At 66.3% G+C, this 18,670-nt stretch carries 20 protein-coding genes; 10 read left to right on the top strand and 10 right to left on the bottom strand.

The window, feature by feature from the left end:
* The first annotated feature begins 38 nt into the window (after positions 1-38).
* Positions 39-668 (top strand): hypothetical protein, encoded by a 630-nt coding sequence (locus LNV23_RS06405; RefSeq protein ID WP_263562214.1) that lies wholly within the window; start codon positions 39-41, stop codon positions 666-668.
* Positions 669-711: 43 nt separating this feature from the next.
* Here LNV23_RS06405 and LNV23_RS06400 read toward each other — a convergent pair whose 3' ends face one another.
* Positions 712-1,065 carry a DUF3147 family protein gene (locus LNV23_RS06400; RefSeq protein ID WP_263562213.1) on the bottom strand — a complete coding sequence of 118 codons (354 nt, stop codon included), beginning with the start codon at positions 1,063-1,065 and terminating at the stop codon, positions 712-714.
* 65 nt (positions 1,066-1,130) lie between these two features.
* Here LNV23_RS06400 and LNV23_RS06395 point away from each other — a divergent pair, with 65 nt between their 5' ends.
* Both LNV23_RS06395 and LNV23_RS06390 read left to right on the top strand, forming a co-directional pair.
* Positions 1,131-1,667 carry a DUF3455 domain-containing protein gene (locus LNV23_RS06395; RefSeq protein ID WP_263562212.1) on the top strand — a complete coding sequence of 179 codons (537 nt, stop codon included), beginning with the start codon at positions 1,131-1,133 and terminating at the stop codon, positions 1,665-1,667.
* Positions 1,668-1,670: 3 nt separating this feature from the next.
* Positions 1,671-2,114: a GNAT family N-acetyltransferase gene (locus tag LNV23_RS06390; protein WP_263562211.1), complete on the top strand. Its 444-nt coding sequence runs from the start codon at positions 1,671-1,673 to the stop codon at positions 2,112-2,114.
* Between the two features lie 76 nt (positions 2,115-2,190).
* Here the strand turns inward: LNV23_RS06390 and LNV23_RS06385 are convergent, their stop codons facing one another.
* Entirely contained in the window at positions 2,191-3,021 is an 831-nt protein-coding gene (locus LNV23_RS06385; RefSeq protein ID WP_263562210.1) for a hypothetical protein, read from the bottom strand.
* 365 nt (positions 3,022-3,386) lie between these two features.
* On the opposite strand from LNV23_RS06385, the gene LNV23_RS06380 reads away from it, so the two are divergent.
* Positions 3,387-4,670: an NAD(P)-binding protein gene (locus tag LNV23_RS06380; protein WP_263562209.1), complete on the top strand. Its 1,284-nt coding sequence runs from the start codon at positions 3,387-3,389 to the stop codon at positions 4,668-4,670.
* A gap of 351 nt (positions 4,671-5,021) precedes the next feature.
* Here LNV23_RS06380 and LNV23_RS06375 read toward each other — a convergent pair whose 3' ends face one another.
* Positions 5,022-5,417 carry a nuclear transport factor 2 family protein gene (locus LNV23_RS06375; RefSeq protein WP_263562208.1) on the bottom strand — a complete coding sequence of 132 codons (396 nt, stop codon included), beginning with the start codon at positions 5,415-5,417 and terminating at the stop codon, positions 5,022-5,024.
* The gene (locus LNV23_RS06370) at positions 5,414-7,258 is read right to left on the bottom strand and encodes a DUF885 domain-containing protein (RefSeq protein WP_263562207.1); all 1,845 of its coding nucleotides are present in this window, start codon (positions 7,256-7,258) and stop codon (positions 5,414-5,416) included. The genes LNV23_RS06375 and LNV23_RS06370 overlap by 4 nt, the downstream gene beginning before the upstream one ends.
* A gap of 210 nt (positions 7,259-7,468) precedes the next feature.
* Here LNV23_RS06370 and LNV23_RS06365 point away from each other — a divergent pair, with 210 nt between their 5' ends.
* A complete protein-coding gene (locus LNV23_RS06365; RefSeq protein ID WP_263562206.1) occupies positions 7,469-9,736 on the top strand; it encodes an ATP-binding protein in 2,268 nt (755 codons plus the stop codon).
* A 1-nt stretch (position 9,737) separates the two neighbouring features.
* On the opposite strand, the gene LNV23_RS06360 is transcribed toward LNV23_RS06365, so the two are convergent.
* The gene (locus LNV23_RS06360) at positions 9,738-10,259 is read right to left on the bottom strand and encodes a cache domain-containing protein (protein WP_263562205.1); all 522 of its coding nucleotides are present in this window, start codon (positions 10,257-10,259) and stop codon (positions 9,738-9,740) included.
* 130 nt (positions 10,260-10,389) lie between these two features.
* Between LNV23_RS06360 and LNV23_RS06355 the strand changes: the two genes are divergently transcribed.
* Positions 10,390-11,031 (top strand): DUF2242 domain-containing protein, encoded by a 642-nt coding sequence (locus LNV23_RS06355; protein ID WP_263562204.1) that lies wholly within the window; start codon positions 10,390-10,392, stop codon positions 11,029-11,031.
* A gap of 10 nt (positions 11,032-11,041) precedes the next feature.
* Here the strand turns inward: LNV23_RS06355 and LNV23_RS06350 are convergent, their stop codons facing one another.
* From LNV23_RS06350 to LNV23_RS06330, 5 genes are all read right to left on the bottom strand, one after another.
* Complete coding sequence (locus tag LNV23_RS06350; RefSeq protein WP_263562203.1) at positions 11,042-12,337, bottom strand: RNA polymerase sigma factor; 1,296 nt, start codon at positions 12,335-12,337, stop codon at positions 11,042-11,044.
* Positions 12,338-12,347: 10 nt separating this feature from the next.
* Positions 12,348-12,767 (bottom strand): VOC family protein, encoded by a 420-nt coding sequence (locus tag LNV23_RS06345; RefSeq protein WP_263562202.1) that lies wholly within the window; start codon positions 12,765-12,767, stop codon positions 12,348-12,350.
* Between the two features lie 29 nt (positions 12,768-12,796).
* On the bottom strand, positions 12,797-13,372 hold the full coding sequence (locus tag LNV23_RS06340) for an SRPBCC family protein (protein ID WP_263562201.1): 576 nt from the start codon (positions 13,370-13,372) through the stop codon (positions 12,797-12,799).
* The gene (locus LNV23_RS06335; protein WP_263562200.1) at positions 13,369-13,812 is read right to left on the bottom strand and encodes a YciI family protein; all 444 of its coding nucleotides are present in this window, start codon (positions 13,810-13,812) and stop codon (positions 13,369-13,371) included. The genes LNV23_RS06340 and LNV23_RS06335 overlap by 4 nt, the downstream gene beginning before the upstream one ends.
* A 116-nt stretch (positions 13,813-13,928) precedes the next feature.
* The gene (locus LNV23_RS06330; protein ID WP_263562199.1) at positions 13,929-14,312 is read right to left on the bottom strand and encodes a YciI family protein; all 384 of its coding nucleotides are present in this window, start codon (positions 14,310-14,312) and stop codon (positions 13,929-13,931) included.
* Between the two features lie 160 nt (positions 14,313-14,472).
* Here LNV23_RS06330 and LNV23_RS06325 point away from each other — a divergent pair, with 160 nt between their 5' ends.
* From LNV23_RS06325 to LNV23_RS06310, 4 genes are all read left to right on the top strand, one after another.
* Positions 14,473-16,707: a helicase-related protein gene (locus LNV23_RS06325; RefSeq protein ID WP_263562198.1), complete on the top strand. Its 2,235-nt coding sequence runs from the start codon at positions 14,473-14,475 to the stop codon at positions 16,705-16,707.
* Between the two features lie 175 nt (positions 16,708-16,882).
* Complete coding sequence (locus LNV23_RS06320) at positions 16,883-17,626, top strand: class I SAM-dependent methyltransferase (RefSeq protein ID WP_263562197.1); 744 nt, start codon at positions 16,883-16,885, stop codon at positions 17,624-17,626.
* A 55-nt stretch (positions 17,627-17,681) separates the two neighbouring features.
* Positions 17,682-18,335, top strand: coding sequence for a class I SAM-dependent DNA methyltransferase (locus LNV23_RS06315; RefSeq protein ID WP_263562196.1), 654 nt, complete (start codon positions 17,682-17,684; stop codon positions 18,333-18,335).
* Positions 18,336-18,428: 93 nt separating this feature from the next.
* Positions 18,429-18,650 carry a hypothetical protein gene (locus LNV23_RS06310; RefSeq protein ID WP_263562195.1) on the top strand — a complete coding sequence of 74 codons (222 nt, stop codon included), beginning with the start codon at positions 18,429-18,431 and terminating at the stop codon, positions 18,648-18,650.
* Positions 18,651-18,670: the final 20 nt, after the last annotated feature.

Raw genomic sequence — 18,670 nt, 5'->3', positions numbered from 1 at the left:
TTCTACAGGTCGGCCCATTCAATCAGGCGAGGAATCTCATGAAGAAACATTTTGCGACCGCCCTCGTGGCGATGGCCGCGACCCTTGGCGCGACTCATTCGCAGGCTCAGTTCAGCAGTGCTTCCGGGCCGGTGACTCCACCTCTGGGATCTGAAGCCAATCCCTACACGCCCTGGGCATCCACTCAGCTCGCCAACGGCGAGAAGCAGTACTTCATCGCACCGGCTGTTTCAGGTTACTGGTTTGCCGCTCCCCTGAAGCATTCCGCGCTGGGTTCAACGCTGACTCATTCGGGATTTCAGGTGTCCCTCAGCCCATCATTCAGCAATGGACCGCTGAGTTTGACTTCGATTCAGATTGGCAGTTTTCAGGGCGACGACCTGAGCGTCAGCGCCAACGGCTCGGTCATCACGGACAACTTCGGAAGTGGTTCGGTGTTGAACTTCGCAGCCAATGTGCGTAGCTTCGAGGTCTACCGCCGCAACGGCAGCCTGCCAGTGACGAGTTCGAACACCCTGTTCCCCTTGCTGCTGAAATTCACAGGCAGCGCATCCGAAATGGCCTGGACCAGCATCTCCGCTGTCCCGGAGACCGAGACCTATGTGCTCATGCTGCTCGGTTTGGCGGTGCTCGGCGGCACTTTCGGTCGCCGCAAATCCAAGGCCTGAACCAGGCCGAATCTGCTGATGCGGCAGGGGCTGCTGCTCTGATTCAGAGCAGCTCCACCCCAAAGCGCCGCATCAGCGCCGCGAAGGCCACAAAGCACAGCACTGCAAACACAGCGCTGAGCAGCAAGGCCGGCCAGAAGCCCAGGCGCGCCAGCAGGGCCGGGAAGAGCAGGAACATGGGCAGGGTCGGCAGCACGTACCAGAAGGTGTAGCGTGCGTGGTTGGCGATCTTGTCCATGGGCTGCTGCTCCAGTTGCAGCCAGATCAGGGTCAACAAGGTGACCAGGGGCAGGGCGGCGATCAGACCACCCAACTTGTCATTACGCCGGGCGAACTCAGACACCGCCACGACCACGGCGGCCGTGGCCAGGTACTTGATCAAGAGCCAGCTGTTCATCGGCCCAGTGTAGGCGCGCCGCATGACTTCCAGCGCCGCCTCAGGCTGCCGCCTAGGATGCGCGCATGACGCATACCCTGACCTCTGCCCACCAGGCCCTGGCTACCGCCGGCCTGATCCTCGCCAGCGGCCTCATCCATGCCGCCCCCTTGCCCGAAGCCCTGAAAGCCGCCGCATCGCAGCAGCAAACCTTGGAACTGCAAGCCACCGGCGTGCAGATCTATGAATGCAAGGCCGTCAAAGACGCCCAGCCGGCCCGTTTCGAGTGGGCTTTCAAAGCACCCGAAGCCGAGCTCTTCGACGCCCAAGGCCGCAGCGTGGGCAAGCACTACGCCGGCCCGAGCTGGGAGTTCCAGGACGGCAGCAAGGTGGTCGGTGAAGTGCGGGCCCGCGACGCCGGCCCCGATGCCAAGGCCATACCGTGGCTGCTCTTGAGCGCCAAGTCCAACAGCGGCAACGGCGCCTTTGCCAAGACCGTCGCCATCCAACGCATCGACACCGTGGCCGGACTGGCCCCGGCCGAGGGCTGCAGCGCCGACGCGCTGGGCCGAGAAGCGCGCATCAGCTACCGTGCCGCCTACCGTTTTTTCGAGACCAAGTGATTCATGACTGAGAACACCACCGCATCCCGCTGCCAGCTGCGCCAGGCCTTGCGCAGCGACATCCCCGGCATGCACCGGGTGCGCCGCGCCGTGCGTGAGAACCCTTTGACCAGCGACGTGATCCGCGAAGAGCATTACATCCCCGCGATCGAGAGCAGCGGCCGCGGCTGGGTGGTCGAAGAAGCCGGGGAAGTGCGAGCCTTTGCCGTAGGCAATGGCGAGACCGGCAATATCTGGGCCTTGTTTGTGGACCCCGCCCATGAAGGCCGCGGCTTCGGCCGCCAGCTGCAGGCTGTCATGGTGGATTGGCTGTTCAGCGAGGGACTGGAACGCCTGAACCTGGGCACCGCACCGGGCACCCGCGCCGAGGCCTTCTATCGCGCCACCGGTTGGACTTATCTGGGCATCGACGCCCATGGCGAGGCCAGCTTCGAAATGCGGCGCTAACGCGGGGCTTCAACGCAATCGCTTTGCGCGGCAAGCAATTGCACCGCGCTTACTGCCCTGAATGCCCTTACTGACTTCACAGGCTACCGCGCCCTTCCTTGGCGTGGAAAGCCTGCGAAGTTTCCCAGGCCGTGACCTGCAGATGTGCGGCCACGTCAATAGGCAGGCCGGCGGTGTAGCTCAGGCCTACCGGGTTGATCTTGTAGACCGAGGCCAGCACCGTGCATGCTGCCAGGTAGGTGCCCGCAAGCGTCGGGTGCCGTTTGTCGGCCACGTGCAGCGTCAACTCTGGGCGCTTGGCCAGTGAAGTCGCGAAGGCAAGGCCCGCGGGCACGACCAGGGCCTTGTTCTGCTTGCCAGCCTTGATGTATTCAATGGCCAGCTGCTGCGTCATCTCGGGCTTGTCCTGATAGGCCCATGACATGAAGAAGATGGGCGCCGCGCCATGGCTGCGTGCGGTAGCGCTGTGCTTGGCCGCGTATTCATGAAAGATGCTTTGCAACTGCGGGTGAATGGGACACTGGCTGCAGTCCATCATCATCACGCCGTCGAAGGGCTTGTCGAAGGTGTTGAAGCGCACCTCGTTGTCGCCGACGAAACTGTAGCTGGCCACGCCACCGGGCTTGAAGTGGGCCTCCAGGTCGTGCCAGTTGATTCCCGAACCGCTGATGGTGGCGGAACTGCTGCGCATGTTCTTGGCGCCGGCTGCGCTGAGCAACTGGCTGACGTGACCATGCATCGAGTTGTTGTAGTAGAAGAAGCTGTTGCCCAGCCACAGCATCGACTTGATCTCGGTGGAGACCACCTGCGCGGACTTGGCCGGCGTGGGGCCGGGCACAGGCGCAGTGGCGCAGCCCGCGAGGACCGCCAGGGCGAGCGCGGCCAAAAGTGGTTTGATCAGTCGCATGGTCGGCTCCGCTTCATTGGGGTGAATGCATCGTAGCGCTGCCGCAGCCGGTTCGCCGCGTGCCCAGTTGCGGCAGCGCAAGCGGGTCAAGTACATGTATCGCATGACCTAGCCCCGCGAGCTCGGCAGAAGCTGCCGACGGCACAGGGCGCCGTGCCAGACAAAACAGGCTTCGTACAAGAACGATGATCGCCACGGGGCCTGGTCATCCGGCTTGTGTCAATCTCGGGAGTTCGACTCATCGAGCCGAAGACTTTCGCCTCCAGCTGAATGGGCGATTTGTCGCCAGCAAGGCTGGATGAGCGCAATACCTTCGACACCGGGCACGGGATGCATGGGCGGAAAACACCGGTTAACCTTCGGCCATGAACATCGCCGTCATCGGGGGCGGCATCGCCGGCTTGGTGGCCGCTTGGCAGCTGTCACGGCGCCACGCGGTGACCTTGTTTGAACGCCATGCGCTGCCCGGCTTTATCGCCAGCTCGGTGGCACTGAACGACAGCCCCTCAGGCCTGCGTATCGACGTGCCGTTGCGCGTGTTTTACCCCGGCTACTACCCGACGCTCACGCGCCTGTACGCAGACCTCGGCGTGGCCACCGATCCCGTCGACTACGCGACCACCTTCACTGACGGCGACGGCCGTACCTACTTCCGTTGGCGCAACGCTCGCCTCGGTGCCTGGTCACTGCCTTATGTGCTGCCGCAGGACGTGGCCGGCGCGCGGGGACGGCGCATCGTGCAAGGTGCGCTGCACTTCCAGGCCCGCGCACGCGCGGCGCTGGCCGATGGGGGCTTGGGTGCTGCGAGCATCGGCGAGTTCGTCGCTGCCGAGCGCATCGCACCCGAGTTCGTCGACGGCCTGCTGCTGCCTGCTGTCGCCACCATTGGCACCTGCAGCAGCGAGGACGCACGCGCCTACCCCGCTGCCGTGATCGCCGGCTACGCAGCCGCTGGCGTAGCGCGGCAAAGCGTGCGCCGTGCGCGCGACGGCGCCGATGCAGTGGCGGCCAAGCTGATGGCCGGCATCACCCGCGTGCAATGCAGCGCCGGCGTGGTGGCCGTTTGGTCCCGGCGTGGCGCGGCCGAACAAGTGGTGGTGCAACGCAGCACTGGCGAGGAGACCTTCGACCATATTGTTTTCGCCACGCAAGCCAACCAAGCGCTCACCCTGCTGGCCGACGCCGCGCCCGACGAGATCGCGGCGCTGGCCGCCTTCCGCTACCGTGCGCTCGAGGTGATGATGCACAACGACACGGCGCTGCTGCCGGCGCAGCGCGCCGACTGGTCCCCGGTGAGCGCCCGTGTCTGCGCCGAACACGAGCAACCCGAGAGCACGATCTGGATCAACCGCGTGCAGCCCGGGCTGCGCGATGCCGCGCCGCTGTTCCAGACCGTGATGCCGCAGCGCTTGCCGAGAGAGGACCGCATCATCGGCCACGCTCGCTTCGAGCGCCCGCTGGTCGATGCTGGCAGCGCTGGCGCCCTGGCCGCGCTGAAGCAACTGCATGCACAGCCCGGACGTCGCGTCTGGTGGTGCGGCTCCTACGCCGAAACCGGCGTGCCGCTGTTGGAAAGCGCGGTGCGATCAGCGCTGGCGGTGGCCGCACTGGTGGAGTCCTGCGCCGCCCGGTCGTCAGCGGGGCCCTGACAGCTTCGCAAATCGCGCATGTCTAGGACTGTCGCAGGATTGTGGGCATACCCCCCACGGGGAGAGCCAGTCACTGCCGATCGGTACAGAACGCAGCAGGCAGTCCTCATCCCAAGTGTGTCCCTATCGGCAATATCGGTGCGAGCGCAGTGGGCATTGCCTTCCATCTTGCCGGCTCCGGCCTCTTCGCGAGCATCAAGACATCTGGAGCCATCTACAGCTGCACCGTGCTTCTCTCGGGTGGCATCCATCCCAGCGGAGGATGCGCACAAGCGTCTGCTCTGGCTTCTCTCCCATAGCCAGGCGTCGCTTCACAAGGCTGCGGTCGCAGGCTGAAGCCGGTGCTGACGCTCAAGCGGAGCGACCGCTTTCCACGCATGGCGTGTCCTGGCTGAACAGGTTCTGCCAGAGGCCATCGGCCCTGCGCCGCCAGAGCGAGGACACAAACATCGCTTCCGCCGCCTTCTCCATCTCCCGAGACACACGCTGCCAATCGGCCCGGTAGCTCAGCAAGGCCAGGCCCTCGCCCAAGGGCAGCAATTTGGCCTCGCTCAATCGGTAGTGCGCGACCACCGCGCCGCCATCCAATTGCCCGACGTGCTCGGCCTTGCCGGCGTGGCCACTGGCATAGACGCCCAGGAATTCATCGGCCAGCAGGCGCTCATCGGCCGCTCGGTCGCCCGACACCAAGGCCGCCCAGACCTGCTCTTCCAGTTGCAGGAGATGAGCCAGGTCGAAAGAACTCATGGCCGGCCTGCGGCCACCTTCAGCATGGCCTCGCTGACCACCTTGACCGGGGCGCTGCCATAGCTGAGGAAGTTCTCATGGAAGGCCTTGAGCTTGAAGGCCGGGCCCTGCGCGGCCTTGAGCTGCTCGCGCAGAGCCAGAATTTCCGAGAAGCCCGCAAAGTAACTGCTCAGCTGCACGGCGCTGACTTGTGAGCGATGCCATTTTTCCTTGGCCTCGGTCTTGGCCTGGAAGGCCTCGCGCTCGAGCAGCTGGATGGCCTCGGCCTCGCCCTGGCCCAGCACATGGGTCTGGTAGTCCAGGATGGCATTGCAAACCACGCGCAGATTCCATTTCGCGTACATCAGGCCCATCTCGGGGCTGGGCTGGCCGTTGACCGAACCCCAGCCGCTTTCCATCATCATGCGTTCGGCGTAGACGGCCCAGCCTTCGATCATGGCGCCGTTGCCGAACAGGCTCTTGACCTTGGAGCTGGACTTGTTCGAGTACAGCAGCTGCACATAGTGGCCAGGCACGGCCTCGTGGATGCTCAGCACCTGCAGGGTCCAGTGGTTGTACTCGCGCAGAAAGGACTCGGCCTCGGCCGGCTCGTACTTGTCCAGCGGGTCGACGTTGTAGTAGGTCATGCCCTTGGGGTCCAGCGGGCCGGGCGCGCTGATCGAAGCGCCGGCCACGCCGCGCATATAGGCGGGGGTCTCGCGCACCAGCAAAGGGCGGCTGGGGTCCAGGGTCAGCAGATCATGGGCGGTGACCCAGGCCGAGAGCGCCGGAATCTGAGCCTTGATCTCGTCCACAAAGCCTTCGGGCGTGGCATGGCGCTCGCTGAGCTTGTCGATGACGCGGGCGATCAGGTCCAGGCGCTCGGCCGGCTCCGCTTCGCCGGGGAAGAGCTGGGGCCACATGCCCCGAGCCAGCTCACCCATCTTCTGGTGCAGGGCGGCCTTCTCGGCCAGGGCGCGCTGGTAGAGGCCGTCGGCATCGACATTGGCCTGGATCTCGTAGGCGAAGGACTTCTCGAACAGCGCCCGGCCGAGGCGGAAATCACGGCCTGTGCCGGCCGCCGTCTGGCGCGCATCCACGGCCTTGAGCTCGGCGATGAACTGCTCCAGGCTGCGCTGCGCCGCGGCGTTATGGCGAAGCAAGGCGGCCTGGCGCGCCGGCGCCAGCTTGGCCTTGGCTGCCGCCTCGGGGATGCTGCTGCGGAACGTGTCGAGCGCACCCTCGCTCTGGCGGATCGCCAGGCGCAGATGCATGGGGCTGGGCTCTTTGAGCTTGAGCAAAGCGGCGCGGTAATAGGCCGGCACCTGCTGCAGGCGACGCTCCACCAGGGCCAGGCGCTGGGGCAGGGGTGCGAAATCCTCCTTGCTGAGCAGCTCGGAGAAGCCATTGGCCACGTTGTACTCGGACGGATTCCACTGGTCGCTGCGCAGCTCGCTCAAGCTCCACTGCAGGCCGCGCAGATGGTTGTCCAGCAGGGCCAGGTCGCTGCGCTGGCCGGCATCGAGCGTCAGCTTGGCCGGCAATGCCTGCAGGCGCTTCAACCAGCGCTGGGCAAAAGCCAGCTGCGCCTGGCGCAAGGCCTCGGTCGGCGCCGGCAGTTGGGCCGCAGCGGCGTACTGGCCGGCGGCCACGGCCATCTCGGGCACCAAGCGCCAATAGTCCTTCAGAAAGGCATCGACTTCCCGCTCGAAAGCCTGACGAACTTGCGACTGCGCCGCAGCCAGGGCAGCCACGGGCGCCGCGGCCTGAGCCAGACCAGGCAGCACGGCGGCCGAAAGTGCCAAGGACAGGCAAGCCGCCAGGCGGCGCAAACGCGGGCGAACGGAGCGGGTCGAGTTCATGAGGCTGAAGGCAGTAAAGGGATGGGGCGGCGTGCACCGCAGCGGGCCGCAAGGAGCGGGCAGTGTAGCGAGACGGCATGCCGACGGCCTGCCACGAAGCCGGCCATTCGCGCCGTCAGCATCTGCTATCGTCACAGCGCGCACCTCCTTTGCGCTGGCCGCCCAGACCGAAAGCGTGGCCTTCCACCCTTCTCGCCATCCTGCCCCTTCATGAGCCTTCGTCCGCCTGCCGAAGCGCAGCAACCGGGACTGCGTGATGGTTCATCTGGAACCGCTCGCCGGCCCGGCTTGATCTTGTCGGTCTTTGTCGGCCTGACCACCGTGGCCATCGTGGCCCAGACCGTCTGGGCCATACGACAGGACCGTGAATTGACCCTGGCGACCGAAGCAGCCAACGGCCGCACCACAGCGCGCCTGCTGGAGGAACATGCCAGTCAGCAGCTGGCCGTAGCCGCTGCGCGCCTGGACGCAATTGCCGTGCTGGTGGCCGGCATGGACAGCGGCTCGGGCACAGGCGCGGACGCCGCAGAGAGCCTGGCTCGGAGCGAGGCCCGCATCCGCGGCCTGGTGGAAGACCAACTCAGCACCAGCCGCTCGGCCGGGGCCCTGCAGTACGTCAATCTCCAGGGCCAACGTTGGGCCAGCCCGGTGGACTTCCCGGCCTTCGCCGCGCCCGGCGAGCTGCGCGAATTCATCCCCGAGCTGCTGCAGCACCCCGAACGCAAGAACTTGCTGATCGGCAAGCGCTTCGAGCGCTTGATCGACAGCGAGGCGGTGCTGCCGCTGGCGCGCAATCTCTACGATGCGCAGGGCCGCCACCTGGGCCTGATCAGCACCGAGCTCACGATTGCCTATTTCAAAAGCTTCTACGCCAGCGTGGCCAGAAACAGCCAGGCGACGGTGCAGATGATCACCTCGGCCGGTCAGGCGGTTGCCGGCGCCCCGTCACTGAGCAGCGGCGCCCCAGCCGCGGTCCAGGCTGGCCTGGACCGCATACAGGCCGGGCCCGAAGAAGGCAGTTTCGAAGACAGCGGCCTGCTCGGCGATGGTCGCCCGCGCTTGGTCAGCTACCGCAAACTCCCCGCTCATCCTTTGGTGATCGTCTTCGGCCGGGACATGTCGCTGGTGCTTGGAACCTGGCAAGACCGCGCCCACGACCGTCTACTGTTTTCCGGCGTGTTTATCGCCCTGCACCTGCTGCTGACCTACTACCTGCTGCTGCATATGAAACGCTTGCAGGGCTCGGAGCAGCGCCTGCGTGACAGCGAGGCCAAGTTTGTCGCCCTGTTCCAGCACGCACCGATTCCACTGGCCCTGATGGATGCCGGCCAACACCGCCTGATCGAAGTCAACGAGGCCATGCTGCGGCTGTTCGACATCAACCGCGCGGGCTGGATCGGCGCCTCACCGCTCGATCCGCGCCATTGGCTCGACCCGGAACGCCGCGAGCGCTATGCACGCGATCTGCAGCAGCAGGGACAGGTAGACAGCTTGGAGGCGGAGCTGCGCCGCGTCAATGGCACGCTGTTCACTGCCCTCATCTCGACCCGCTTGCTGCAATCGGGCGGCCAGTCCCTCGGCATCGTGTCCATCATCGATGTCACACAGCAGCGCCAGATCGAGCGTCAGATGGGTGAACTCAACACCCAGCTGGAAGCGCGGGTGCAACAGCGCACCCAGCACCTTGAGGAAGCGCTCAACACGGTCAAGAGCATGCAAAGCGAACTGGTGCGTACCGAGAAAATGGCGGCCTTGGGTTCCCTGGTGGCCGGCATCGCCCATGAGCTAAACACCCCGATCGGCAATGGGGTCACCGTGGCCAGCTCCATCCAGGCCTATGCCGACAGCTTGTCGGCCGAACTGGGCGTCGAGCGGCCGCGTCGCTCACGCATGGCGCTGCTGATCGGTTCGATCCAGAGCGGCGCCGACATCCTGGTGCGCAGCCTGGACCGCGCCGCCCATCTGATCACCAGCTTCAAGCATGTGGCGGTGGACCAGAGCAGCGACCAGCGCCGCCCGTTCGACCTTCGACATGTCCTGCAGGAACTGGCCCTGATGCTGGAGCCCATGTACCGCAAGCAGCACCGTCTGGAGCTGGACCTGGCCCCTGACTTGGAGATGGACAGCTATCCCGGCGCCCTGACCCAGGTCCTGACCAACTTCGTCAGCAATGCCGTCAGCCATGCGTTTGCGCCCGGCAGCAGTGGTTTGATGCGTCTGAGCAGCCGCGCCCTGGACAGCGAACGCCTCGAGATCTGCTTCAGCGACGACGGGGTCGGCATCACAGCCGAGCACCTCAACCATGTCTTCGAGCCCTTCTTCACCACCAAACTCGGCCAGGGCGGCTCCGGCCTGGGGCTGAGCATCGTCTACAACTTGGTGACCAGCGTGCTCGGCGGCAGCATCGCCATCGACAGCGCGCCCGGCCAGGGCACCCGCCTGCGCCTGCTGCTGCCGCGGCAAGCGCCACTCAAATGAATCATTTGTAAATGCCGGTGCCCAGGCACAGCTCGCTGCCCGGCACGCGCTCAACATAGCCGAGCTTGGTCTCCACCTGGCGGTTGACCGGATTGGGCCATTGGTACTGCACCCAGCCGCGCCCCTCGGCGCTGGCGAAACAGAGCTGGGCCATTTCGCGGATCAGGTAGACGCCGTTGGCGTCACGCATATCGAACTTGTTGGTGCCTCGGATGCGCGGATTGATGCCGTGAATGATCTGAAAGCCTTTGGCGTCCAGCGAAAAAAGGTAGAGATCGCCATGGCGGTTGATCTCGCTCTTGCTGTTGAAGGGGCTGTTCGGGTTGTTGAACTCGGCCACCGCTTTGTCCATGCCCTGAGTTTTGATGAAAGCCTGGGCCTTCTTCATCAAGGCGAGGGCGTCCTCGGCCGTGCTGCGTGCGTCCTGGGCCTGCACGGCCGCCGTGCTGCCCAGGCCCAGCAGCAAGCCCAGGCCGAGACGGCGCAGGGCGCGCAGGCGCAAATGGAGGGATGGCTGTTTCATGGTCCGCACCCTGTGCATGTCGGAGGCCTCATCATGCATCAGCTCGCTGCGGGCGGGACGGAGCAGCCTTGCCATAATGGCGACGCTGTGCCCGCCGAGCCCGACGAGTGACAACGAGGAGAGTGATTTCATGACGCAGCCACCCCGGTGGCCACCCGGCCCGACCCGCCCCATGCCGGCCATCCGTCCCGGGCGATGGAGCGCATTGCTGTGCGCTTTCGGCCTGAGCGCCTGTGCGGTGCAGCTGCCCTTCCAGGCGCCGGCCGAGAAGGTGAGCAAGACCACCGTCTACCAGAACGAGCGTTTCCAGGCCGACGAAACCTTCTCGCGCCTGTTCGACGGCACGGTCGAAGACACCTGCGAGGCAGCGCGCCGTGCCCTGCTGAGCCAGGGCTATGTGATCAGCCCGACACCATCCAATGCCGTGCCGGCCAGCAGCAACAACAGCTCGGTCACCGGCCGCAAGCATTTCCAGCCGGACGGCGAGGTCCATGTGGAGATCAGCTTCAATGTCGTGTGTGCGCCTGACGGCCGTCAGGACCTGGTCACCACGGCTTTCGTCTCCGCCCAACAAGACCGTTACTCACTCAAGAAGAGCAGCAACTCGACCAGCATCGGCGTCAGCGCCCTGGGGTCCATCTCGGTACCCATGTCCTCGACCGACGAATCCCTGGTCAAGGTGGCCAGCGAGACCATCCCGGCCGGTGCCTTCTACGACCGTTTCTTCAGCCTGATGCAGCGCATGTTGGGCGAGCGCACGGCGGACCGCTGAACGACGCGACTTAAAGCTCGGCCGCCCGGGCGCGCAGCAAGGCCTGGTCCTGGGCATTGCCACTGAGCCGAGCGGCACGCTCGAAGGCCTCGCGCGCTTCCCGACCGCGGCCCAGCCGGGCCAGCACATCACCCTCGACGCTGGCCAGCCAGGGGTAGTCGCGGAGCGCCGGTTGCTCGCGCAAGGGCTGCAGCAAGGCCAGAGCCACCGCGGGCCCGCCGCCTTGTTCCGCGCTCATCATGCTCACCGCCACCGCCCGATTCAAGCTGACCACGGGCGAAGGAAAACGCGCCGCCAAAGCGTCGTAGGCGGCCACGATGGCGGGCCAGTCGGTGGCCTCGGCCGTGGCCGCCCGGGCATGGCAGGCGGCGATGGCGGCTTGCAGCTGATAGGGCCCGGGGCCGGCCGGGTCGGCCTGTGCCAAGGTCTGAGCTCGGGCCAGGGCGGCCAGGCCGCGGCGGATCAGCAAGGCATCCCAGCGGCGTCGGTCCTGGGCCATCAGCAGCACCGGCCGGCCCTGGGCATCGCCCCGGGCGGCCAGGCGCGAAGACTGGATCTCGAGCAAGGCCAGCAGGCCCTGCACTTCCGACTCCTGCGGGCTCAGGCCCGCCAGCACCCGGGCCAGGCGCAGCGCCTCTTCGCACAAGGCCGGGCGCAGCCAGTCGGCGCCACTGCTGGCGGCATGGCCTTCGTTGAACATCAGGTAGACCACGGCCAGCACCGAGCCCAGGGCTTCACGACGCGCCGCGCCCTGCGGCAGTTCGAAAGGCAGACCACTGTCCGCCAAGGTGCGCTTGGCACGGACGATGCGCTGGGCCACGGTGGCCTCGGGCTGCAGGCAGGCGCGGGCGATTTCGGCCGTGCTCAGGCCGCCCAGCAAGCGCAGGGTCAGGGCCACCCGGCTGGCCGGTGGCAGCACCGGATGGCAGGCAATGAAGAGCAGACGCAGCAGGTCGTCATCGATGTGGGCGGCATCGGCGGCCTGATCGAGGCTGCGGATCAGCTCGGGCGCGAAATCGGGCTCCACATCAGCTTGCAAGGTTTGCAGATCCTGGGCCAGGGCTTCCTCCTGGCGCGCCTGCATGGCGACGCGGCGCAGGTGATCCAGCGCGCGATGCTTGGCCGTGGTCATCAGCCAGGCGGCCGGCTTATCAGGCAGGCCATCACGCGGCCAGGTTTCCAGGGCGGCCAGCAAGGCGTCTTGCGCCAGCTCCTCGGCGCGGTCCAGATCACGCACCAGACGGGCCACATGGGCGACGATGCGCGCCGACTCTTGACGCCAGATGGCCGCCACGGTGTCACGCATGGCGCAGCCTTCAGGCATCGCTGCCTGGGTCGGCACAAGCGCTGACGTCCATGAAACACAACTCCCAGATATGGCCGTCCAGGTCCTCGAAACCATGGGCGTACATGAAGCCATGGTCCTGCGGCGCGCGGGGTGCGCTGCCGCCGGCGGCCACGGCCTTGGCCACGAGAGCGTCGACCTCGGCCCGGCTGCTGCAAGACAGGCAGAGCAAGAGCTCGCTGCCCTGGCGCGCGTCGACGATGGGCTTGGCCGTGAAACCCTGGAAGAACTCATGGGTCAGCAGCATGGCGAACAGCTGCTCGCCCAGCACCAGACAGGCACCCTGCTCATTGCTGAACTGCGGATTGAAGCGGTAGCCCATGGCCTCAAAGAATGCACGCGAAGCGGCCAAGTCCCGAACGGGCAAATTGACAAAGATTTGTTGGTGCATGGCGAAGGCCTCCTGAATTGGGGTCAGAGTCATTTCTGCGCGGCGGCTGCGGCTGCAGGCGGCGACGCCTCGGCCAGGGCCTTGAGATTCTGCAGACCGGCCTCGAAGTCGCGGCCGATCATGCGGTCCATATTGAAGATCACACCCATCAGCTTGCTGATGAAGGGCGAGGGGCCGCTCATGGACCAGCTGACTTCACACGGGCCGCCCGGCTGCGCCACGATCTGGAATTCGGCCAGGTTGTGGGCCTCGAAAGGCTTGAGGAAATCCAGGCGCATCTGCACGCGCTGTGGCGCTTCTTGCGCGGTGATCTCCATGCTGCCCTCGCCCACCTCCTTGCTCTGCCAAGCGTAGCGAGCACCGGGGCCGGCCGTCTGGGCGCTGTACTGGCCCTGGATCTGCGGGTCCTTCTTCTCGTAGGGATTCCAGCGATTGAACTGGCGCAGATCCTGAATCAAGGCAAACAAGGCCTCGGGCGAGGCCTGAATCTGGAGCTTGCGCTCGACACGGAACTGATCAGGCTGGCGCGCCGCCTGGATCAGCAAGACCAGCAGCACCAGCAGCAAGAGGCCACCGACGGCTTTGAACAGGCTCGCCCACATCATGCGGCCTCCGCGTTCTGGCTGGCCTGCTGGGCCTCGAGCGCCTTCATCTGATCGAGGGCGGGGCCGGGCGTGAAGTCATCGAGCTCGTAGAGTTGGCGCACCTCGATCTCGCCGCCGTCGCCCTGTCTGCCAAAGGGCGCCGGGAAACGCCGCGCCCATTCCATGGCCTCGGCGCGGGAGCGCACCTGGATCAAGGTATAGCCGGCGATCAGCTCCTTGGTTTCGGCAAAGGGGCCGTCCATGAGCTGCGCCTGGCCGTTCTGGTAGCGCTGGCGCCAGCCCTCGCGGCTGGGCTTGAGGCCGTTGCCGTCCAGCAGCACGCCGGCCTTTGCCAGCTCTTCGTGATAGCGGGCCATGTCCGCCATCAGCGGGTCGTCGGCCGACGGCATGATGCCGGCCTCGCTGCTGGCGGTGGCGCGCACGATGATCATGAATCGCATGAGATTCTCCTGAGCCTATGGAAGCAGAGCCGCCGCTTGCGGCCCACCCACACACGACGAAGCCGGGCAGCGCTTCTCGACCGCTGATGCACAGAATCAGGGTAAATACCCAGTCTTCAGAGCGGCTCGGCATCCTCGAAGCAAGGCCCGACCTGGCGCAGCTCCACCGTCGCCCACTCGGCCGCCGGGCAGCGGGCGGCCATCTCCAGCGCCTGTTCGCGGCTGCAGTTCTTGAGCAGGAAGAAGCCGCCGATCATTTCCTTGGCCTCGGCAAAGGGGCCATCAACCAGCTGGGTCTGGCCCTCGCGCACCTGCAAGCGCACGGCCTGGCGCGTCGAGGCCAGGGAATTGCTGGCTTCCAGCAGACCGAGGGCTTGCAAGTCCGCGGTGAAGGCCAGCATGCGGGCATAGGCTTGCTCGCCTCCCTCGCGGCCGCGCTCTTGGCGCTGGCCGGTGGGTTCGACGATCAAAAGCATGTAGGACGAAGAAGGTGTGGCCATTGCGGGTTCCGGCTTGGGGCTGAGTTCGCGCGCATTGTCTGGCTTCGTGCCCAGCTTGAACATGTGGTCCACTCCCAGGGTGAGTGATATTTCCAAAGACGCGGCCACGACCGCCACCCCCTCCTCTTCTACGTCCCCGTCAAGTTCCCCCGCGGCTGCTGTGTCCCCGGGCGCCGGCAAGCCCACGCCGCTGAACCTGCCCAACCCGCGCCATGCCAGCCGCCTGCCGGCCGGCATCGGCCCCGAACAACTGCTACGCATACGCCAGGCCGCCTACCAACTGCCCCAGGTGCTGACGCCGGCCGATTTCGGCGTGGCCGGTGCCGAGGGCGGCGCCAGCGAAGACGCGCTGGACCGCGCCGGCCTGGTGCTTTTGCAAAAAGCCGTGGCCGGTGCCCGGCCGAGCCGCTGGATTGCCCCGCAGCTGATGGCCTCGGCCCTGGCCCACCTCGATGTGGTGGGCACGGCGCCGACCGTGCGCGCACTGATGCAACAGCGCCTTGTGCTGCTCGACGGCCTGGGCCTGAGCCGCGAAGGCCTGGGCTGGAGCCGGCTCTGCCGCCTCAACCTCAAGCTGGCCCAGCCGGGCTGGCTGATTCCGCTCGCCTTCCGTGTGCCACTCGATGACGATGCGCCTGTCTGGGCCTTCTATCGCGACGGCGACCTGCACACGCTCAAAGCCGCCCTGGGTCAGCAGCCGCCGTATGTGCATGCGGCCGAGCTGCAAGCCCATCTGGCCCAGCTGCTGGCGCGCAGCGAGGCCGGCCACCCCGAGCATCTGGAGTCCCTGCTGCCGCGCCTGCAGGCCGAATGCGCGACGCCCCAGACCTTCGAGCTGCTCAAGGCCGGCTGCACGCGCGCCCAGGACCGCTGGGAGCACCGCGTCGCCGAGCTCAACACCCTGGCCGGGCTGAACAGCGAGCTGGCCTTCCAAGGCTACCCCGACACCTTCGACGCCGCGCGCCGCCTGCAGCGCACGGTGACGCTCTACGTCGGCCCGCCCAACAGCGGCAAGACCTACGCCGCCTTCGAGCGCCTGGCGCAAGCGCATGAAGGTTGCTACCTCGCCCCCTTGCGCCTGCTGGCCCTGGAAGGACGCGACCGACTGGTCGGCCGCGGCGTGCCCTGCTCGCTGCTGACGGGCGAGGAGAACGTGCCGGCCGACAACGCCCGCGTGGTCTCCAGCACCATCGAGATGGTCAACACCAACAAGCCCATCGACGTGGCGGTGATCGACGAGGCACAGATGCTCTTCGACCTCTACCGCGGCTGGGCCTGGACCCAGGCCATCGTCGCGGTGCCGGCCAATGAGGTGATCATCATCTGCTCGGCCTATGCCGTGCCGGCGATCGAGAACCTGCTGGGTCTGTGCGGCGAGCGCTGCACGGTCAAGCATTTCGAGCGCAAGCAGGAGGTGCAGCTGCTGCCTGCGCCGCTGCCGATCGCTTCGCTCAAAAAGGGCGATGCGGTGGTGGCCTTCAGCCGCCGCGAGGTGCTGATGCTGCGCGACCAGATTGCCCAGGCCGGCCACCCGGTCTCGGTCATCTACGGCGCCTTGCCGCCCGAGGTGCGGCGGCGCGAGGCCGAGCGCTTTGCCGTCGGCGCCGCCCACATCCTGGTCGCCACCGACGCCATCGGCATGGGCCTGAACCTGCCGATCCGGCGTGTGCTGTTCAGCACCATGAGCAAATTCGACGGCCAGGGTGACCGCGCCTTGACCGTCTCCGAGGTGCACCAGATTGCCGGCCGGGCTGGGCGTTATGGCATGCACGACGAAGGCTTCTGCGGCGTGCTGCGCGAAGCCGAGCCGCAAGCGGCCAAGGTGCTGAAGGAGCTGCTGCCCAAGCAGCCACGGGCGCCGCGCGACTTCAAGGCCGCGGTGGCGCCGAACTGGTGGCATGTCAACACCATCGCCAGCCGCCTGGGCTTGAAGCGCCTGCGCGAGGTGCTCAATGTCTTCATGGAACAGCTGCGCCTGGACGACGCCCATTTCGCGGTGGCCGAGCTGGAGCAGATGCTGGATCTGGCCGGTCAACTCGACCAGGCGGCCGGCGCCCTGACCATGAAGCAGCGCTTCATCTACGCGCAAGCGCCGGTGGACAGCCGCACCGATGCCCAGGTGCAGGAATACCTGGACTGGGCCCACCGCCACGCCCTCAATGGCAAGGCCGGTTCGCCCTGGTTCCTGCAGGACGTGGACGAACACAGCCGGCTCGATCGCATGGAGCAGGCCTTGCGCAGCTGCACCTTGTGGCTCTGGCTGGACCTGCGCTTCCCTGGCGTCTACGGCCAGGTGGCCGAGGTGGTGGACCTGCGCAGCCGTCTCAACGACGGCATCGAGCGGCACCTCAAGGGCAAGAAGCCGCTGTGGCAGACGCGGGGCGGGCGGCGGTGAGTCGTGAGTCGTGAGTCGTGAGTCGTGAGTCGTGAGTCGTGAACGAGTGAATAGGTGAAGGGGTGAGGGTGGCTGGTTCACCAGGCGCGCAGCGCCGCTCACTTGTTCACCCGTTCACCCAAAGAAAGTCCCGAGCATTCCGGTTGGATGTGTGTGCAACACGAAAGCTCCAGCCATGTCTGACACGGGATCAACGGACTCCAAAGCACCTCTGGCCTACAAGCAGGAGTCGATCGCCATCGCCGGCGCGGCCGACCTGCTGATCCGCTCCTTGCTGGATCGCCAGCAGTTCAATGACCCCGGCGGCGAGGCCGAAGCCCTGGGCATTTCCTCGGCCGCCTGGCCGCTGTTCGGCCTGCTCTGGCCCTCGGGTCTGCGCCTGGCCGAGGCCATGGCGCTGCGGCCATTGCTGGAAGGTGAAAGCATCCTGGAGATCGGCTGCGGTCTGGGCCTGGCCAGCTTGGTCAGCCACCGGCGCGGCGCCCTGGTCACGGCCAGCGACTGCCACCCGCTGGCGGCCAGCTTTCTGCTCGAGAACCTGCGCCTCAACGAGCTGCCGCCCATGCGCTACTGCCACGGCGACTGGTCGGGCCAGAGCTGGGACGAGGAAGCCCTCGCGCAGGCCCTGAGCCATATCGGTCCGGCGCGTCGGCGGCCGCGCGTGCAAGGGCGCTTCGACCTCATCATGGGCAGCGACATCCTCTATGAACGCGACGAGGGCGGCGCCCTGGCCGGCTTCATCGAACGCCACGCCCAGACGCATTGCGAGGTGCTGATCATCGACCCCAACCGCGGCAACCGCCCGGCCTTCAGCAAGCGCATGGCCGGCCTGGGCTTCGAGCTCGACGACCAGCCGCTGCGCTCGCTCGCCCTTGCCACTGAGAAGTACAGCGGGCATTTGCTGCGCTACCAACGCTGAGCCCTGCGGGCTAGGGCAAGCAGGCGGCTAGCATGTGGCCCGTATGGAGGGTGCCATGTCCGAGGACTACAACGCCGAATCGGTGGCCTGCTTTGACAGGCATGCCCAGCGTTATGCCGAGAAGTATTTCGAGCTGCGCGACTACGACCGTTTCTACCGGGCTCTGGCAGAGGCATTGCCGCCTAACGGCGCACGTTTTCTCGATCTCGCCTGCGGCCCCGGCAATGCCGCCGCCTTTGTGCGCCAGGCCTGCCCGAGTGCCGACATCCTGTGTGTGGACCGCTCGCCGGCGATGTTGGTGGTGGCCGGGCAGCGCGTGCGCGGCGCCGTGTGCCAGCAGGCAGACTGCCGCGATCTCCGCAGCCTCGCGCCCGGCTTTGACGCCGCCGCTTTCTGCTTCGCACTGAGCTACTTCGATGACACAGACGCCCGCCGGGTGTTGGCGGAACTGGCCCGGCTGCTGCGGCCCGGTGCCACGCTGCTGCTGAGCTCGGTGTCCGGGGACCCCGCCCACAGTGGACCTCAGCACAGCAGCAGCGGCGACCGTGTCTTCATGGTCTACCGCCGCCCGACGACCCTGGCCGAAATGCTCATCGAAGCGGGCTTCGCTGTCGACCTCATGGAAGAACTCGACAGTCCGGCAAATGCCTCGCAAAAGACCGTCGACGTGCTGATGCTGGCCCGCCGGAACTCAGTGCCCGCGGACTGAGCCTTGGAACGGCACAGCCATGGTTCAATGCGCCAGCCCGCACTGATCCAGGTCAAGGGATCCAGCGCGCCCAACTCCTTGAAAGAATCCCTCATGAACTTCGTCAAACTGCTGGGAGCCCTGCTGATCGCAGCCGGGGTGCTGGGCCTGGTCTACGGTGGTTTCAGTTTCACCAAAGAGACCCATGACCTCAAGCTCGGGCCGATCGAGCTGACGCTCAAAGAGAAGGAGTCCGTCAATATTCCGAGCTGGGCCGGCATCGGCGCAATCGCCCTGGGCGCGGCCATGCTGCTGTTTGGCGGCAAGAAGCGCTAAGTAGCGCTACTACCTGGTTC

It is taken from the genome of Kinneretia sp. DJ1R-11 (assembly GCF_025717595.1).
Classification (GTDB): Bacteria; Pseudomonadota; Gammaproteobacteria; order Burkholderiales; family Burkholderiaceae_C; genus Paucibacter_A.
This window is presented reverse-complemented; position numbering and strand designations above follow the sequence as displayed.

Excerpts from the sequence above, each read along its gene's own strand:
- LNV23_RS06405 (WP_263562214.1), top strand. The coding sequence starts at position 39 with ATGAAGAAACATTTTGCGACCGCCCTCGTGGCGATGGCCGCGACCCTT.
- LNV23_RS06345 (WP_263562202.1), bottom strand. The coding sequence starts at position 12,767 with ATGCACCAACAAATCTTTGTCAATTTGCCCGTTCGGGACTTGGCCGCT.
- LNV23_RS06310 (WP_263562195.1), top strand. The coding sequence starts at position 18,429 with ATGAACTTCGTCAAACTGCTGGGAGCCCTGCTGATCGCAGCCGGGGTG.
- LNV23_RS06380 (WP_263562209.1), top strand. The coding sequence starts at position 3,387 with ATGAACATCGCCGTCATCGGGGGCGGCATCGCCGGCTTGGTGGCCGCT.
- LNV23_RS06330 (WP_263562199.1), bottom strand. The coding sequence starts at position 14,312 with ATGGCCACACCTTCTTCGTCCTACATGCTTTTGATCGTCGAACCCACC.
- LNV23_RS06355 (WP_263562204.1), top strand. The coding sequence starts at position 10,390 with ATGACGCAGCCACCCCGGTGGCCACCCGGCCCGACCCGCCCCATGCCG.
- LNV23_RS06395 (WP_263562212.1), top strand. The coding sequence starts at position 1,131 with ATGACGCATACCCTGACCTCTGCCCACCAGGCCCTGGCTACCGCCGGC.
- LNV23_RS06360 (WP_263562205.1), bottom strand. The coding sequence starts at position 10,259 with ATGAAACAGCCATCCCTCCATTTGCGCCTGCGCGCCCTGCGCCGTCTC.
- LNV23_RS06335 (WP_263562200.1), bottom strand. The coding sequence starts at position 13,812 with ATGCGATTCATGATCATCGTGCGCGCCACCGCCAGCAGCGAGGCCGGC.
- LNV23_RS06315 (WP_263562196.1), top strand. The coding sequence starts at position 17,682 with ATGTCCGAGGACTACAACGCCGAATCGGTGGCCTGCTTTGACAGGCAT.
- LNV23_RS06385 (WP_263562210.1), bottom strand. The coding sequence starts at position 3,021 with ATGCGACTGATCAAACCACTTTTGGCCGCGCTCGCCCTGGCGGTCCTC.
- LNV23_RS06400 (WP_263562213.1), bottom strand. The coding sequence starts at position 1,065 with ATGAACAGCTGGCTCTTGATCAAGTACCTGGCCACGGCCGCCGTGGTC.
- LNV23_RS06365 (WP_263562206.1), top strand. The coding sequence starts at position 7,469 with ATGAGCCTTCGTCCGCCTGCCGAAGCGCAGCAACCGGGACTGCGTGAT.
- LNV23_RS06370 (WP_263562207.1), bottom strand. The coding sequence starts at position 7,258 with ATGAACTCGACCCGCTCCGTTCGCCCGCGTTTGCGCCGCCTGGCGGCT.
- LNV23_RS06320 (WP_263562197.1), top strand. The coding sequence starts at position 16,883 with ATGTCTGACACGGGATCAACGGACTCCAAAGCACCTCTGGCCTACAAG.
- LNV23_RS06340 (WP_263562201.1), bottom strand. The coding sequence starts at position 13,372 with ATGATGTGGGCGAGCCTGTTCAAAGCCGTCGGTGGCCTCTTGCTGCTG.
- LNV23_RS06390 (WP_263562211.1), top strand. The coding sequence starts at position 1,671 with ATGACTGAGAACACCACCGCATCCCGCTGCCAGCTGCGCCAGGCCTTG.
- LNV23_RS06350 (WP_263562203.1), bottom strand. The coding sequence starts at position 12,337 with ATGCGTGACACCGTGGCGGCCATCTGGCGTCAAGAGTCGGCGCGCATC.
- LNV23_RS06375 (WP_263562208.1), bottom strand. The coding sequence starts at position 5,417 with ATGAGTTCTTTCGACCTGGCTCATCTCCTGCAACTGGAAGAGCAGGTC.